Below are 15,233 nucleotides of genomic sequence, written 5' to 3' on the forward strand. Positions count from 1 at the left end.
CAAACGCCCACATGAATTACCTGATCAAATTGTTAAAGAGCGGTTTCGCTAAAGGCTTAAAACTTTCGACTCGATGACCGGAGCCGCTTGCCTCAGCGAGGAAGGCGTATTCTACGCATTTCCTGGTGATTGTCAAGGGCGTTGTTTTCGATGTGAAACGTGCGACATCCAAAACATCCAACCGCTTGATAATCCGAAGGTTTTCACCTTCATTCACCGCTGGTAACGCTTGGCGTCCCCGGCAGCGGATGCGTACTTTACGGATTCGCTGCCGGCTTGGCAAGGCCTTTTTGAAAATAGACCGAAAAAGTTTAAATCAGGGTGACACGGGCGTAGCGTTTTTTTCCCGCCTGAATGATATAGGCCTTACCTGTCGCCAGCATGGTGTCCTGGGAAACCGCTTCACCATCTACCTTAACACTGCCGTTTTTGAGCATGTCCTTGGCCTGGGCGCTGTTCTTGGTGAGCCCGGATCGGTTAAGCACGGTCGCGATGGGTGCCTGCTCGCTACCTTCAAAGTCCACCTCTACTTCTGGCAGATCTTCGGGAAGCTCGCCATCGGCCAGCTGGTTACCTGCCGACTTGTGCGCATTGGCGGCTGCTTCATCCCCGTGGTAACGAGCGATCAGCTCACGCGCCAATTCCATCTTCACATCGCGTGGGTTCGCTCCCTGCTCAACGCTCTGCTTGAGCGCTTCAATCTCTTCGTTGGATTTCAACGACAGCAACTCAAAGTAGCGCCACATTAAGCTATCGGGCATGGAGACAAGCTTGTTGAACATGGAACCCGGCGCTTCATCGACCCCCACATAGTTACCCAGCGACTTGGACATCTTCTGCACGCCATCCAGCCCTTCGAGCAGCGGCATGGTGATGACGACCTGGGGCTCCTGACCAAAGTGCTTCTGGATTTCGCGTCCCATCAGCAGATTGAACTTTTGGTCGGTGCCACCCAGTTCGATATCAGCCTCAAGCGCCACGGAGTCATAGCCTTGAACCAGCGGGTAAAGGAACTCATGAATGGCGATCGGCTGATTGGCCTTGTAGCGCTTCTCGAAATCATCACGTTCCAGCATGCGCGCCACGGTGCTTTGGGCAGCCAGTTCGATCATCTTGGCCGCCGTCAGCTCGCCAAACCACTCGGCGTTGAAGCGCACCTCGGTCTTTTCAGGATCCAGAATCTTGAAGACCTGCTCTTTATAGGTTTCGGCATTGGCCTTGACGTCCGCCTCAGTCAGCGGTTTACGCGTCACATTCTTGCCGGTCGGGTCACCGATGCGGCCTGTGAAGTCACCGATAAGAAAAATCACGGTGTGGCCGAGGTCCTGGAACTGGCGCATCTTGGTCAGCAGTACGCTGTGGCCCAAGTGCAGGTCAGGAGCCGTGGGGTCAAAACCAGCTTTGATACGCAGCTTGCGCCCAGAGGCCAGCTTCTTCTTAAGCTCGTCCTCTACCAGGATTTCATGCGTACCCCGCGCCAGCAGCGCTAAAGCCTGATCCACCTCACTCATTGCCTCTCTCCACTTTAAACTTTGCCCCGTAGGGCATACAGATGATAAATAGCCGACGATGTTACCATGCCTCTCGGCCCTGGTTGAGCCTTCGCCCCGCTTTGGATGACGCTTTATGAAAACGCCCCCTGCCGCTACGCCGCTTTATTATCTGGGTTTAATGTCGGGCACCAGCCTTGACGGTATTGATGTGGCCCTTATTTCGATTGAGCCTAGTTCCCCACCCTGGCTGGTAGCCACCCACGCCGAACCCATGCCCGATGTTCTGCATAGCGCGCTATTAGCGCTGTGCCATGCAGAACAAACACGCTTTGCAAAGCTTGCCTTTGCAGAGGATGCATTTTGTAGGCTGCAGGCCCAAGCTGTTAAGGCACTACTGAATAAGCAAGGTCTATCACCCCGCGACATCTGCGCTATCGGAAGCCACGGGCAGACAGTAGAACACGCCCCCGGCGGCCATCACGACGGCCCGGCCTACACCTTACAGCTGGATAACCCGAGCCTTTTGGCGGAATTGACGGGCTGCACAGTAGTGGCTGATTTTCGTCGGCGCGACTTGGCCGCTGGCGGCCAGGCCGCCCCACTCGCTCCCGCGTTTCATCAGGCGTTGTTTGGCAGACACACCCATGAGCAGCTGATTCTTAACCTGGGAGGCTTTGCCAATGTGACCTGGCTGCCGCGTGATCCACATCAACCGGTTATGGGGTTTGATACCGGCCCTGCCAATGTCCTGCTGGATGCCTGGTTTGCCGAACATCAAACCGGACGGTTTGACCAGAGCGGCGCCTGGGCCGCAAGCGGAAAGACAGATCATGCGCTGTTATCCCGTCTGCTGGCCGAGCCCTTCTTCCACCAGCCACCGCCGCGCAGTACCGGTCGCGAGCTTTTTCACCTGACATGGTTGAAGCAACAGTTAACAGGCAAAGAAGCGCCAGTGGATGTGCAAGCCACACTTGCTGAGCTGACGGCCATCAGCGTCGCCCGGGGCATTGAACAGCTGCTGCCCGAAAGACCCAGCGTTACGCTGATTACCTGCGGCGGCGGCGCGCATAACAACTATTTAATGACACGCCTTGCACACCACTTGCCCAACGCCACGTTAACCTCCCCTTCAGCTTACGGCTGGCCGGAAGACTGGATTGAAGCAGGCGCTTTTGCCTGGCTTGCCCACCAACGTCTGCACCTACAGCCCGGCAACCTGCCATCCGTGACAGGTGCCCGGGGGTATCGCGTGCTCGGAGGCATTTATGCGCCTTAGAGCATGCCTATGAAAAGCCAACAAACAGTGCGCGCAACCCGTATTATGGTGGGCAGGCCATTAGAAATAAGCGCCAAACACATTGCGCTTTGCCGACAGTGCCAGCAGTTCGTTAATATCCCTATCTCTTTCAGCTGCGGTAAGGTGCTTGAGCATGACACATAGCGCACTTCCAGAGTCGCTTGCAAAGGCGCGTGAACGCCTACACCAGGCATTAAAGGAAGCAGGCCGCCCTCTGAATGGCGCAAGCCTGCTAGCGGTGAGCAAAACCAAGCCTGCCGCCATGATTCGCCAGGCCTGGCAGCTTGGTCAGCGCGAGTTCGGTGAAAACTATCTGCAGGAAGCCCTGCATAAACAGGCTGACCTGGCGGATTTAGACGATATCGTGTGGCATTTCATTGGCCCGCTTCAGTCCAATAAAACCCGCGCGGTCGCAGAGCGCTTTGATTGGATGCACAGCGTTGACCGTCTGAAAATCGCCAAGCGGCTAAGCGAACAGCGCCCTGCCCATTTGGCGCCTCTGAACATTTGCCTGCAGGTAAACATAAGCCGCGAGGCCTCCAAGTCTGGCGTACTGCCGGAAGAGGCCGCCGCACTTGCCACTGAAATAGCCAAGCTGCCCAATGTGCAGTTACGCGGTTTGATGGCCATCCCGGCACCGGCTACCACGCTTGAAGCGCAGCGTGAGCCGCTAGCCGCGCTGCGCAACCTGTTGGTATCCCTTCAGGCGACACTGCCTCAGGCACCGCTGGATACGCTGTCGATGGGCATGAGCGACGATTTGGAAGCAGCCGTTCTCGAAGGTGCGACGCTCGTGCGTTTGGGCACCGCCATTTTTGGCGCACGTAACTCAGGCTAATCCCCGACAATATGCGATAAGGCTGCTGAGGCAGCGAATTCAAAAAACCGAACAGGACACAGACATGGCGAGCAGGATTACTTTCATTGGGGCAGGCAACATGGCAACCGCCATTATCGGCGGGCTTATCGACAGCGGCGTTGCGCCCACTGACCTAACCGCCACGGCTCCGGATAGCGGCGAGCTTGCTCCCATCAAAGAGCGCCTGGGCATTCATACCCAGACCGATAACAGCGCGGCTGTCAGCGGGGCTGATGTGGTGGTGCTTGCGGTAAAACCACAAATCATGCGGGCCGTATGCGAAGAGCTCAAAGACGCCATTCAGCAAACGCAGCCGCTGGTGATCTCCATTGCCGCAGGGCTTGACGCGGCCACCATCGATCAGTGGCTGGGCGACAACAACGCGCTGGTACGCTGCATGCCCAATACACCTTCACTGGTTGGCCGCGGCGCCAGCGGCCTGTATGCCAACAGCGCTGTCAGCGAAGCGCAACGCACGCTGGCCACCCAGCTAATGGAAGCGGTAGGTATTGTCGAGTGGGTGGAAGACGAGTCACTTTTAGCCGCGGTGACCGCCGTGTCCGGCAGTGCCCCGGCCTACTTCTTTTTGATGCTGGAAGCCATGGAAGAGGCCGCAGTCGCCCAGGGCCTTTCGGCTGACACCGCACGCCGCCTGGCGATTCAGACTGCGCTGGGCGCTGCGACCATGGCGCAGCAAAGTGATAAAGACCCCGCCACACTCAAGCAGAACGTCATGTCTCCTGGCGGCACCACCGAGCGCGCCATCCAGCATATGGAAGAAGCGCACCTACGCACAATTGTTGCTGATGCCATGCAAGCCTGCGCCAAACGCGCCCAGGAAATGGCCCAGGAATTAGGCAGTCACTGAATACCCTTAACGAGACGGAGAATCATCAATGGGCAATCAATTGGGCAGCGCCGGGTTAATGCTGGTTAACACGCTGATCAACATTTATCTGTTTTTACTTATGCTGCGGTTTTTATTGCAGGCATCAAGGGCGGATTACTACAACCCGCTGAGCCAGACGGTCGTTAAGATCACCCAGCCGGTAGTCGGGCCTTTTCAAAGCTTTTTAGGTCCGGTGGCCGGGCGTTTTGATCTTGCTACCCTGGCCGCCGGCTTTGTACTGAAGGTGGTAAGCATCATCGCTATTTTCATGGTGATTGGCATTGGCATGCCACCAATTGCCGGGCTTGTGATTGCAGGTGTCGCCGCCCTGGCCAATGCAATTTTAAAGATCTACTTCTTTGCCATGATTGTGATGATCATCTTAAGCTGGGTTGCCCCCAACGCAAGCCACCCCGCCGCCCTGCTGGTCATGCAGTTGGTTGAGCCGATCATGGCGCCGGTACGCCGGATCATTCCACCGCTGGGTATGATTGATCTATCGCCCATTGTGGTATTTATCGCCATTAACCTTATCGATGGACTCGTGATTGGCTCGCTGATTCGCGCAGCCGGCATTTCTGGTGCGCTGGTAGGCCTTTAAGGGCCTGCCCGCTACCCATTCATCAGCAGGACTAACGCTTTCGATGCCCGACTCAGATACGCTTGCCTTTGCTGACCGACCAACCGGCTCCGTTGGTCTTGTCACCCCTCACATTGCGCAGTTTGATACGCCGCTTGCCCTCGCCTGCGGCAAAGTGCTGCCAGAATATGAGCTAATTTATGAGACCTACGGCACGTTAAACGCTGAACGTAGCAACGCCGTGCTGATTTGCCATGCGCTCTCCGGCCATCACCATGCCGCGGGCTATCATAGCCAGGATGACCGCAAACCCGGCTGGTGGGACGACCATATTGGTCCGGGAAAATCGATCGATACCAACCGTTTTTTTGTCGTATCGCTGAATAATCTGGGCGGCTGCCACGGCAGTACCGGCCCGGTTAGCCACAATCCGGAAACCGGCCGCCAGTGGGGGCCGGAGTTTCCCATCGTAACGGTGAGCGACTGGGTTGCAAGCCAAGCCCGGCTTGCCGACCACCTGGGCATTGAACGCTGGGCCGCCGCAGTAGGCGGTAGCCTTGGCGGCATGCAGGTACTCCAGTGGACAATCACTTACCCCGAGCGGGTAGCCAATGCGGTGGTGATTGCGGCAACGCCACGCCTCTCAGCCCAGAACATTGCGTTTAACGAAGTAGCCCGCCAAGCCATCCGCTCAGACCCCGATTTTTTTGGCGGCTGGTACGCCGAGCACGATACCGTTCCCAAGCGCGGGTTAAAACTGGCGCGCATGATAGGCCATATTACCTATCTGTCTGAAGACGCGATGGGCAGCAAGTTTGGCCGCGACCTTCGAAGCGACGACCTCAACTTCGGTTTTGACGTCGAGTTTCAGGTGGAGTCCTACTTGCGCTACCAGGGCGATACCTTTTCAACCGCCTTTGATGCCAACACCTACCTGCTGATGACCAAGGCCTTGGATTATTTCGACCCGGCTTCCCTGGCTGACGGCGATTTAGCCAAGGCGTTAGCACCTGCCCAGTGCCCTTTTTTGATTGTCAGCTTCACCACTGATTGGCGATTCCCGCCGGCGCGCTCACGCGAGCTGGTAGATGCCCTCACCCGGGCAGGCAAGGCAGTTAGCTACGCCAATATTGAGTCGCCTCATGGCCACGATGCGTTTTTATTGCCAGACCCCCGCTACCAGGCTCTGTTCAGCGCCTTTATGAACCGTACTGCTCGTGAGCTAGGCCTGGAGGAGACCCGTTGATGCGCGCCGACCTTGAACTGATTTACGATTGGGTGCCCCAAGGCGCTCACGTGCTGGACCTTGCCTGCGGAGATGGCGCGCTTCTGGAAAGCCTTGCCCGCAACAAGGACGTGACCGGCTACGGGCTTGAGATTGACCCTGACGGCATCACCCAGTGCGTGGCCCGGGGCGTGAACGTTATCGAGCACAACCTGGACGATGGCCTGGCAAGCTTTTGCGATCACAGCTATGACCAGGTGATCATGACCCAGGCGCTTCAGGCGCTGCGCCGCCCAGACAAGATGCTCGATGAGATGCTGCGCGTCGCCAATGAGGGAATTATCACCTTTCCCAATTTCGCCTACTGGCGGCACCGGGTTTATCTTGGCCTGCGCGGCTATATGCCGGTTTCCAAGTCGCTGCCTCACGCCTGGTACGACACCCCGAATATTCACCTGTCGACCTTTAACGACTTCGAGCAGCTATGTCGTGAAAAGGGGCTGGTGATTGTGGACCGTGCCGTTGGCGTAGGCGAGCGCCGCGGGCACTGGACCTCAAAGTGGTGGCCCAACCTGTTTGGCGAGATTGCCATCTTCCGCGTACGTCGCCGCTAGGCGAACCGGCAGCGTACGTTCAAGCGCTACGCTGACCGGAACGCCCGCCTGCCACGCGACCTGCGTGCCGTAGGCCAGCACTTCAACGCCGCTGGCAACCGCGGCCGCAAGCCCAGCGGCGTAAGCTGCATCGATGTGCCCGGCGGCGGTGACATCCTCAATACCCTCATGAGCAATGCAGAACAGCAGTATCGCGCGCTCGCCCTGCCCGGCGAGCGCGCTCAGTGTCTGCAGGTGCTTGAGCCCTCGCGTGCTGACCGAGTCCGGGAAGTAGCCATGCCCATCCGGCTCTTTTAGGGTCACCTGCTTGACCTCGATATAGGCGCGCCCTTTCACCGGGTCTTCCAGCAGGAAATCAAGCCGCGCCTCGCCCACCTTCACCTCACGGCGATGGTGGGCATAACCGGCTAGCGCCTCAAATCGCCCTGAGCAAAGCGCCGCCTCAACAATCCGGTTCGTCCGCCCGGTATGCACCGATACTAAAGACGCGTTGCCATCCGGCTGCGGCAATTCAATCAGTTCCCACGTCCATAAAAGCTTGCGCTTGGGGTTATCGCTGGGTGATAGCCAGACGCGACAGCCGGGCACATTCACGGCTTTCATTGACCCGGTATTAGGGCAATGGGCAATCACCTCGCGGCCATCATCCAGACGCACGTCAGCGAAGAAGCGCTTGTAGCGGCGCAGCAGCGTGCCGGGGACCAGCGCCGGATAGTGGAGCGTCATAACCGCTCCACGAAGCGCGCCATCCGCGCGACGGCCTCCTCAAGCCGGGCAACATTGTTGGTAAACGCAATCCGCACATGGTGCTCACCACCGCGCACGGCAAAATCAATGCCGGGGGTAATGGCCACGTTCTCCTCTTCCAGAAGCCGTTCACAAAACGCCTGGCTGTCGTGGCTATAGCGGGAAATATCCAGCCACACATAAAACGCGCCCTGGGGCGGCAAATCCGGCGCCAAACCCAGCTGAGCCAACCCATCCAGCAACACCTGGCGGCGCTTCGCGAGTATTTCGCGGCGCTGTTCCAGAATAGCCCGACACTCGGGTGTGAAGGCGGCAAGTGCTGCATACTGAGAGGGCGTAGACGCCGCCAGAAAGACATTTTGGGCAAGCCGGGTTAACGGCTCGACCGCCCGCTCTGGCGCGATCAACCATCCCAGGCGCCAGCCGGTCATACCGAAGTATTTTGAAAAGCTGTTAACCACAAACGCCTCACTGGAAAGCGACGTGGCTGACAGTGGCACGTCATCATAGTTGAGCCCTTGGTAAATCTCATCGACAATCACTTCGCCCGAGCGCCTGGCCACGGCGTCCAGCACTTGGGTGAGCTGTTCAGCGCTCAACGTGTGGCCCGTTGGGTTGGAGGGCGAAGCCAACATGGCCAGGCGAGTCTGGTCACGCCAGTGCCGGTTGATCAAGCCAGCATCCAGTTGCCAGCCGCTCTCGCGCCCCACCGAAACGGCATCTATTTCAGCGCCCGCCAGCGCCATGAAATGGCGGTTGCAGGGGTAATTGGGATCTGCCATCAACACCCGATCGCCGCTCTCCACCAGCAGCTGGCTTGCCAGCAGCAGCGCACCAGAAGCGCCAGGGGTGACCAGAATTCGCGAAGGGTCCACCTCGGCATTAAAGTGCTCGGCGTAATGGCCAGCAATGGCTTCACGCAGAGCCGGCAGCCCGGCGGCGGGGGTATAGCGTGTTTTCCCAAAGGCAAGCGCCTGCTGACCTGCCGCAATGATCGGCTCAGGCGTAGCAAAGTCCGGCTCGCCGACCTCCAGGTGAATCACATCATGCCCGGCGGCCTCCCGCGCCTGAGCCATTTCCAGCAGATGCATCACACGAAAGGGCGCCACGTGGCTGACTCGCGAATTCCAGGCCATAACGGCTCCTTCACCTAACAGAGTTAAAACATGACATAGGTCGTACAAACGGTAGGACCATAGTCGCAAACGCACCATTATGCTTGCAAAGTGGTCATTTTTCAGCTAAACAAGCATCCCTTTGGCGTGAGATCGTGGCACACGCTCATGGTCGATCAGCAGTCACATACGTAAGGGGCAATCCCATGCCAGTAGCGGAAAAAAAACCGGAAGCGACCAAGTCCTTCACCCCGTATGAGCCGGCACCGGGTGAAGAGTACATGAACGATAAGCAGTTGGCGCATTTTCGTCAGCTGCTATTGGACTGGAAGCAGGACCTCATGGAAGAGGTGGATCGTACCGTGCGCCACCTACAAGAAGATGCTAACAACTACGCAGACCCCGCCGACCGGGCAACGCAGGAAGAAGGCTTTAGCCTTGAACTACGCACGCGTGATCGCGAGCGTAAGCTGCTCAAGAAAATCAATGAAACCATCGAGAAAATCGACGAAGACGATTATGGTTTCTGCGAAGCGTGTGGCGTAGAAATTGGCATTCGCCGCCTGGAAGCCCGGCCAACGGCGACACTTTGCGTGGATTGCAAAACGCTGGCAGAACTTAAAGAAAAACAGCTGGGCGGCTAAAAGGTGGCCAAACCACCTCTACGCTAGCGCTGAAGGCGGGCACCTTGGGGTGCCCGTTTTTGTTACGGGTAAAGGCTTTTATGACTCCTTCTGCTTGCTATCGGGGGCGCTTTGCTCCCACGCCTTCAGGACCCCTGCACTTTGGCTCTCTCGTGGCGGCACTGGGTAGCTACCTGGATGCCCGCGCCGCAGGCGGCCAGTGGCTGGTACGTATTGAAGATATCGACCCGCCGCGTTGCCCCCAAGGCGCTGATAGCATCATCTTGCGCCAGCTGGAAACCTTTGGCCTGGAGTGGGACGAAAAGGTACGCTGGCAGCACGACCGCCATGAGGCCTACCAGCAGGCGCTTGAGCAATTGGCCGCCCAGGGCCTGGCCTATCCCTGCAGCTGTTCGCGCAAGCAGTGGCAGGCCCATGCTATTTACCCAGGCTGGTGTCGTGACGGGCTAAGCGATCCAGACAAGCCGGCCGCCTGGCGGCTGCGCAGCGACCTGGCCAGGCGGCCGATCATCTGGCAGGACCGCCTGTTTGGCTACCAGCAGTTTGACCCTGCCGACTTAGGTGATGTGGTACTCAAGCGCAAGGATAACCTGTGGGCCTATCAGTTGGCGGTGGTGGTGGACGATGCCGAGCAGGGTATTACCGACGTGGTCAGAGGGCTGGATCTGCTTGATAACACGCCCTGGCAGCGTCAGCTGCAAATTGCTCTGACCCTGCCCGAGCCACGTTACCTGCACCTGCCGCTGGTGGTCACGCCAGAAGGCCAAAAGCTTTCCAAGCAGAACCTGGCGCCTGCGCTTGCCGAAGAAGCGGACGACGTGCGCCGCCAGCTTTTCCAGGCCCTTCAAGCGCTTGACCAAACGCCTCCTGCCGAATTGGCAACAGAGCCACCTACCAGCCAACTACACTGGGCAGTGGCAAATTGGTCGGTTGGTCGGTTAACGCCATCTGAACACCGCTTTTCGCCGTAAGGATACGTCTATGTATGTCTACCGCATCATGCTGTTTCTGGTGTTTGGCGGTTACCTACTCTCTCCGCTTCTGATGGATGGCTGGAGCAACCCAAGCGTTGCCTGGTACCGCCCGTTTGCGATTTGGGGTGTATTGATTTCGCTGACGCTTTGGCTTGAGCAAAAAAGGAAGTTAGATGAGCGTTGAGTTAATCGGTGTCTTGCTACTGGGCATTGGGTACCTGGCACTGCTGTTCGGTTGCGGCACTGCCGTGGAGCGTGGCTGGGTGCCAGCAAGCGTTACACGCCACCCAATGGTCTATACACTTGCCTTGGGCGTTTATGCCAGTGCCTGGGCAATCTACGGTAGCGTTGAACTTGCCGCCCACGCAGGCTTTGGCTATCTGGCCTATTACCTGGGCGCAGCGGGAACCTTTCTGCTTGCCCCGGTGCTGCTGGTTCCCATCCAACGGATTACCCGCACCTATCAACTTGCCTCTCTGGCGGACCTGTTTGCGTTTCGCTTTCGCTCGCGCTGGGCAGGCACCCTGGTCACGCTGATCAGTCTAGTAGCGGTGTTGCCGCTTTTAGGCATTCAGGTACAAACTCTCAGTGATGCGATCCACTGGCTCACCGGTAGCCCGTATAGCTCAAGCGCCGCGCTGCTGTTTTGCGGGCTGATTGCCGTCTTTGCGGTGGTCTTCGGCGCACGGCCTAACCACTCCCGCCAAGACCCACTGATTAGCATTCTAGCCTTTGAATCGCTGATCAAGCTGTTCACCATGCTCTGCCTGGGAGCTGTGGCACTGTGGCTAGTATTTGATGGACCGCAAGATTTGCAGCGCTGGTTGGAAGGGCCAGGATTACCTGCCCAGCAGGCTACTCCGCAGCTAGAAGCCGCTCAGTGGCGAACGCTGCTGCTGCTATTTTTCGCCTCTGCCCTCATGATGCCGCACCTGTTCCACATCACCTTTGCTGAAAACCTGTCGCGCCATACGCTGCTGCAGGCCAGCTGGGCGCTGCCGCTCTTCCTACTCCTGATGGCCCTTCCCGTTCCGCTTATCTGGTGGGCGGCACAATCAGTCAACAATGAGATACCAGTGGCGGCCTACGCGGTGTACATGATGAGCGAGCACTGGTGGGTCAAGGCGCTGGCGTTTATCGCAGGACTGGCCGCAGCCAGTGGCACCATGATCATGATCTCTCTGGCCCTTTCCGGGATGGTGCTTAACCATATCGTGCTGGTAGCCAGACCCCCGGAAGCGCGTAGTGACCTGTACGGCTGGCTGCTCTGGTTGCGTCGGGCACTGGTAGTCGGCGTAATCGTTAGCGGCTGGCTGTTTTATGAGGGGGTGGGGCGGCATCATGATCTGGCCAATCTGGGCATGACCTCCTTTGTGGGGATGGCCCAGTGCCTGCCCGGCATGCTGGCGCTGCTTTATTGGCCGGGAGCAAATCGCAAAGGCATGGTGGTTGGGCTTATCGCGGGCGTCGCGGTATGGCTTTGGGGGCTTTGGCTGCCGCTTATCTTCTCGCTACCCACGCCGCCCCTGCCGTTCACCCATCTGAGCCCAAGTGATGCGCCGTCCTGGTACACGGTCACCCTGCTGTCGCTTGCCACCAATATTGTTCTCTTGATCGTGATATCGCTTTTCACGCGTATTTCAGAAGGCGAACGCTCGGCGGCGGAAGCTTGCTCGGTGGATGCAGTCATCCGCTCAAAACGCCTGCCACTGGAAGCCGCCACGGCGGCTGATTTTTCCATCCACCTGGCTCAGGCCATCGGCGATGAAGCGGCCCAACGCGAGGTCTCCCGGGCGCTGAGCGCGCTCAAGCTGACTCCGCAAGAGCGCCGGCCCTATGCGCTGCGGCGCCTGCGCGACCGCATTCAGGCCAACCTGTCGGGGCTGATGGGGCCGTCGGTCGCGCGCGATATCGTTGACCGTTACCTGCCCTACCGCCATGACGACGCGCCCGTCACCGATGACATCCACTTTGTGGAAAGCCGCCTGGAAGCCTACCGGTCGCGCCTGACCGGGCTTGCCCGAGAGCTTGACGGGCTGCGCCGTCACCATCGCCAAACGCTGGCTTATCTGCCGGTAGGGCTCTGCGTATTTGGCGATGACAAGGAGCTTTTGATGTGGAACCAGGCGCTCTCCCAGCTTTCGGGCATCAGCGGTGAAAGCGTTATCGGCTCACGCTGCGACAGCCTGCCCGCCCCCTGGCCCGACCTCTTGGGCAATGTCCTGCTGGCTACCCATACGCCGCTTTATAAACAGGCCGTAACGCTGCACGGCAAGGATTACTTTCTGACCCTGCACAAGGCGGAATTGAGCGGCCATGATAGCCGGGGTGGCAGCGTCATCCTGGTCGAGGACCATACCGAAATGAAGTGGCTGGAAGATGAACTGGTGCACGCCGCCCGCCTTGCCTCCATTGGCCAGCTGGCGGCCGGCGTCGCCCACGAGATCGGCAACCCGATAACCGGGATCTCATCGCTGGCGCAAAACCTGCGCTACGATACCCAGGACCCAGCCCTGCTTGAGACCGCCGACCAGATTCAGCAGTTGACCCAACGCGTGACCAAGATCGTCAACTCCCTGGTCGGCTTCGCCCATGGCGGACGCCATGCGGGGCCGCCACCGGACTCGCCGGTGGCGCTTACCACGATAAGCGAAGACGCATTACACTTGATCCATCTGGCGCGCTCGGGTGAGGATGTAACTCTGACTAACGCTTGCCCTGATGGGATAGTAGTGCGTGGTGATGCCCAGCGTCTGACCCAGGTGATGGTCAATCTGCTCAGCAATGCCCGTGACGCCTGCATGCCTGACGGCCAGGTGGTCATTACTGCCGGGCGCGAGGCAGGCAGCGCTTGGTGGCGGGTCAGTGATAACGGCCAGGGAATCGACCCGCGCGTGCGCGACCATCTGTTTGAGCCCTTTACCACGACCAAGCCCGCCGGCGAGGGAACAGGTCTTGGGCTATCGCTTGCGTACCAGATTATTAGTGAACACCAAGGCCGCATAGAGGTGGCCTCGCCACCTCCTCATGAGTCACGCGGTACGGCCATTACTCTTTGGCTGCCGCTTTACCAACAGGATGACCAGCAACCTCATGCCCAGGATTCTGATTGTTGAAGATGAAGCGATTATTCGCAGCGCCCTAAAGCGTTTGCTTGAGCGTCACGATTATACGGTCAGTGAGGCGGGCAGCGCCGAAGAAGCCGCCCAGCTAGCGCTTTGTGAGTTCAACCTCATCATCAGTGACCTGCGTTTGCCAGGGGAGCCGGGGACCACGCTGATCAAGGCCGCCGCCCCTGCGCCGGTACTGATCATGACCAGCTATGCCAGCATGCGCTCGGCGGTGGATGCCCTAAAGCAAGGCGCGGTCGACTATATTGCGAAACCGTTTGATCATACCGAGCTGCTAGAGACTATCGAGCGCATCCTGCATCAGCAGGCGATGCAGCACAGCGAGCCGCCCGCAATTACCGATGATGGCGGCAGCCAGCAAATGATGATTGGTGACTGCGCCGCCATGCAGCAGGTATATACGCGTATTCGCAAAACTGCGCCTGCCGATGTCACTGTACTGATTCTGGGCGAATCAGGTACCGGCAAAGAGCTTGTGGCCCGAGCCATTCATCAGCAGAGCAAGCGCGCCAAAGCACCTCTGATCAGTGTCAACTGCGCCGCCATTCCCGAAACCCTGATTGAGTCGGAGCTGTTCGGTCATGAGAAAGGTGCGTTTACCGGGGCAAGCGCGGCACGCACCGGCCTTGTGGAAGCCGCCGATCAGGGCACACTATTTTTAGATGAGATTGGCGAACTGCCCCTTGATGCCCAGGCGCGCCTTTTGCGCGTGCTACAAGAGGGGGAAATCCGCAAGATCGGCTCGGTAGAGACCCGCCACGTCAACGTTCGCCTGATTGCGGCCACCCACCGTGACCTGCGGGCACTATCCAAGAGCGGCGAGTTTCGTCTCGATCTTTACTACCGTTTGAACGTGATGCAGATTGAACTGCCTCCGCTTCGCGAACGCGATGACGACGTGCTGCAGATTGCCGATATCCTGCTTAAAAAAGCCTGCAAACGGCACGAGCGCCCGGAGCTGCGCCTTTCCAGGGCCGCCCGCCAAGACCTGCGCGATTATCCATGGCCCGGTAATGTACGCGAACTTGAAAATGCCCTGGAGCGCGGTGTCATTCTGGCTGAAGGGCATTTGATTCACCCTGATGACCTGGGGCTTGGCCCTGTCTCACCGCGCGCCCATGCAAGCTCGACGACATCCAACGGTGAAGAAAGCCTAGCGGAGGAAGAGGACGATTTGTCCCTTGAAGACTATTTCCAGCACTTCGTGCTTGAGCATCAGGACCAAATGAGCGAAACCGAGTTGGCCCAGAAACTGGGGATCAGCCGGAAAAACCTTTGGGAGCGGCGTCAACGTTTGGGCATACCGCGTAAAAAAACCGCTCGGCGTCCTGGCTAGTGCGTTAGAGAAGCCGGCGATGCCAGCATTTCGCATCTTCGTCTTTTTGGGCGCTGGCTTTCATACTCAAGGCTTACGACCAACGTCTAATATACTGATTTAAATAAAAAATAATCACTTTTGCGTTACCTCCGCAATGTTACCTGACCACACAACCCACCTAAAAAACACACACAAATGCGGTAACACTCACTAGCCCTATTGGTTACTTGGCACGCCAATTAAACCCCAAACTACTGAAATATATAAACTCCCCAACAAGTGGCACAACGAGTGCAATATATTCAGGTAAGAAAAACAAACTGGGCCAAGCGGTGGGTCTTCAATAA

At 58.1% G+C, this 15,233-nt stretch carries 14 protein-coding genes; 11 read left to right on the forward strand and 3 right to left on the reverse strand.

Going from position 1 to position 15,233, the window contains the following annotated elements; genetic code table 11:
- Nucleotides 1-311: 311 nt before the first annotated feature.
- A complete protein-coding gene (gene tyrS / locus ELY25_RS01675; protein ID WP_126949581.1) occupies nt 312-1,511 on the reverse strand; it encodes a tyrosine--tRNA ligase in 1,200 nt (399 codons plus the stop codon).
- 115 nt (nt 1,512-1,626) lie between these two features.
- Here tyrS and ELY25_RS01680 point away from each other — a divergent pair, with 115 nt between their 5' ends.
- The 6 genes from ELY25_RS01680 (at nt 1,627) to metW (ending at nt 6,957) form a co-directional block, all read left to right on the forward strand.
- Nucleotides 1,627-2,769 (forward strand): anhydro-N-acetylmuramic acid kinase, encoded by a 1,143-nt coding sequence (locus tag ELY25_RS01680; RefSeq protein ID WP_126949582.1) that lies wholly within the window; start codon nt 1,627-1,629, stop codon nt 2,767-2,769.
- Nucleotides 2,770-2,923: 154 nt separating this feature from the next.
- Entirely contained in the window at nt 2,924-3,628 is a 705-nt protein-coding gene (locus tag ELY25_RS01685; RefSeq protein ID WP_126949583.1) for a YggS family pyridoxal phosphate-dependent enzyme, read from the forward strand.
- Nucleotides 3,629-3,692: 64 nt separating this feature from the next.
- The gene (proC, locus tag ELY25_RS01690; protein WP_126949584.1) at nt 3,693-4,517 is read left to right on the forward strand and encodes a pyrroline-5-carboxylate reductase; all 825 of its coding nucleotides are present in this window, start codon (nt 3,693-3,695) and stop codon (nt 4,515-4,517) included.
- 28 nt (nt 4,518-4,545) lie between these two features.
- The gene (locus ELY25_RS01695; RefSeq protein ID WP_126949585.1) at nt 4,546-5,139 is read left to right on the forward strand and encodes a YggT family protein; all 594 of its coding nucleotides are present in this window, start codon (nt 4,546-4,548) and stop codon (nt 5,137-5,139) included.
- Nucleotides 5,140-5,182: 43 nt separating this feature from the next.
- Nucleotides 5,183-6,364, forward strand: a complete 1,182-nt coding sequence (gene metX / locus ELY25_RS01700) for a homoserine O-succinyltransferase MetX (RefSeq protein WP_126949586.1) — start codon at nt 5,183-5,185, stop codon at nt 6,362-6,364.
- A complete protein-coding gene (gene metW / locus ELY25_RS01705; protein WP_126949587.1) occupies nt 6,364-6,957 on the forward strand; it encodes a methionine biosynthesis protein MetW in 594 nt (197 codons plus the stop codon). Before metX ends, metW begins: the two co-directional genes overlap by 1 nt.
- On the opposite strand, the gene sfsA is transcribed toward metW, so the two are convergent.
- Nucleotides 6,898-7,683 carry a DNA/RNA nuclease SfsA gene (sfsA, locus tag ELY25_RS01710; protein ID WP_126949588.1) on the reverse strand — a complete coding sequence of 262 codons (786 nt, stop codon included), beginning with the start codon at nt 7,681-7,683 and terminating at the stop codon, nt 6,898-6,900. The two genes, metW and sfsA, sit on opposite strands and share 60 nt — an antisense overlap.
- Nucleotides 7,680-8,840: an aminotransferase class I/II-fold pyridoxal phosphate-dependent enzyme gene (locus tag ELY25_RS01715; RefSeq protein WP_126949589.1), complete on the reverse strand. Its 1,161-nt coding sequence runs from the start codon at nt 8,838-8,840 to the stop codon at nt 7,680-7,682. Before ELY25_RS01715 ends, sfsA begins: the two co-directional genes overlap by 4 nt.
- A gap of 185 nt (nt 8,841-9,025) precedes the next feature.
- On the opposite strand from ELY25_RS01715, the gene dksA reads away from it, so the two are divergent.
- The 5 genes from dksA (at nt 9,026) to ELY25_RS01735 (ending at nt 14,904) form a co-directional block, all read left to right on the forward strand.
- Nucleotides 9,026-9,463, forward strand: coding sequence for an RNA polymerase-binding protein DksA (dksA, locus tag ELY25_RS01720; RefSeq protein ID WP_126949590.1), 438 nt, complete (start codon nt 9,026-9,028; stop codon nt 9,461-9,463).
- 80 nt (nt 9,464-9,543) lie between these two features.
- Nucleotides 9,544-10,434, forward strand: coding sequence for a tRNA glutamyl-Q(34) synthetase GluQRS (gene gluQRS, locus ELY25_RS01725; RefSeq protein ID WP_126949591.1), 891 nt, complete (start codon nt 9,544-9,546; stop codon nt 10,432-10,434).
- A gap of 10 nt (nt 10,435-10,444) precedes the next feature.
- Complete coding sequence (locus ELY25_RS17755; protein WP_185856288.1) at nt 10,445-10,621, forward strand: hypothetical protein; 177 nt, start codon at nt 10,445-10,447, stop codon at nt 10,619-10,621.
- Nucleotides 10,611-13,553, forward strand: coding sequence for an ATP-binding protein (locus tag ELY25_RS01730; RefSeq protein WP_126949592.1), 2,943 nt, complete (start codon nt 10,611-10,613; stop codon nt 13,551-13,553). The genes ELY25_RS17755 and ELY25_RS01730 overlap by 11 nt, the downstream gene beginning before the upstream one ends.
- Nucleotides 13,531-14,904 carry a sigma-54-dependent transcriptional regulator gene (locus ELY25_RS01735; RefSeq protein ID WP_126949593.1) on the forward strand — a complete coding sequence of 458 codons (1,374 nt, stop codon included), beginning with the start codon at nt 13,531-13,533 and terminating at the stop codon, nt 14,902-14,904. The genes ELY25_RS01730 and ELY25_RS01735 overlap by 23 nt, the downstream gene beginning before the upstream one ends.
- The last annotated feature ends 329 nt before the right edge of the window (nt 14,905-15,233 follow it).

It is taken from the genome of Vreelandella populi (genome assembly GCF_003989825.1).
Classification (GTDB): domain Bacteria; phylum Pseudomonadota; class Gammaproteobacteria; order Pseudomonadales; family Halomonadaceae; genus Vreelandella; species Vreelandella populi.

Coding starts and splice junctions, on each gene's coding strand:
- ELY25_RS01730 (WP_126949592.1), top strand. CDS start 10,611: ATGAGCGTTGAGTTAATCGGTGTCTTGCTACTGGGCATTGGGTACCTG.
- ELY25_RS01695 (WP_126949585.1), top strand. CDS start 4,546: ATGGGCAATCAATTGGGCAGCGCCGGGTTAATGCTGGTTAACACGCTG.
- proC (WP_126949584.1), top strand. CDS start 3,693: ATGGCGAGCAGGATTACTTTCATTGGGGCAGGCAACATGGCAACCGCC.
- ELY25_RS01715 (WP_126949589.1), bottom strand. CDS start 8,840: ATGGCCTGGAATTCGCGAGTCAGCCACGTGGCGCCCTTTCGTGTGATG.
- ELY25_RS01685 (WP_126949583.1), top strand. CDS start 2,924: ATGACACATAGCGCACTTCCAGAGTCGCTTGCAAAGGCGCGTGAACGC.
- tyrS (WP_126949581.1), bottom strand. CDS start 1,511: ATGAGTGAGGTGGATCAGGCTTTAGCGCTGCTGGCGCGGGGTACGCAT.
- ELY25_RS01680 (WP_126949582.1), top strand. CDS start 1,627: ATGAAAACGCCCCCTGCCGCTACGCCGCTTTATTATCTGGGTTTAATG.
- gluQRS (WP_126949591.1), top strand. CDS start 9,544: ATGACTCCTTCTGCTTGCTATCGGGGGCGCTTTGCTCCCACGCCTTCA.
- sfsA (WP_126949588.1), bottom strand. CDS start 7,683: ATGACGCTCCACTATCCGGCGCTGGTCCCCGGCACGCTGCTGCGCCGC.
- metX (WP_126949586.1), top strand. CDS start 5,183: ATGCCCGACTCAGATACGCTTGCCTTTGCTGACCGACCAACCGGCTCC.
- ELY25_RS01735 (WP_126949593.1), top strand. CDS start 13,531: ATGCCCAGGATTCTGATTGTTGAAGATGAAGCGATTATTCGCAGCGCC.
- metW (WP_126949587.1), top strand. CDS start 6,364: ATGCGCGCCGACCTTGAACTGATTTACGATTGGGTGCCCCAAGGCGCT.
- ELY25_RS17755 (WP_185856288.1), top strand. CDS start 10,445: ATGTATGTCTACCGCATCATGCTGTTTCTGGTGTTTGGCGGTTACCTA.
- dksA (WP_126949590.1), top strand. CDS start 9,026: ATGCCAGTAGCGGAAAAAAAACCGGAAGCGACCAAGTCCTTCACCCCG.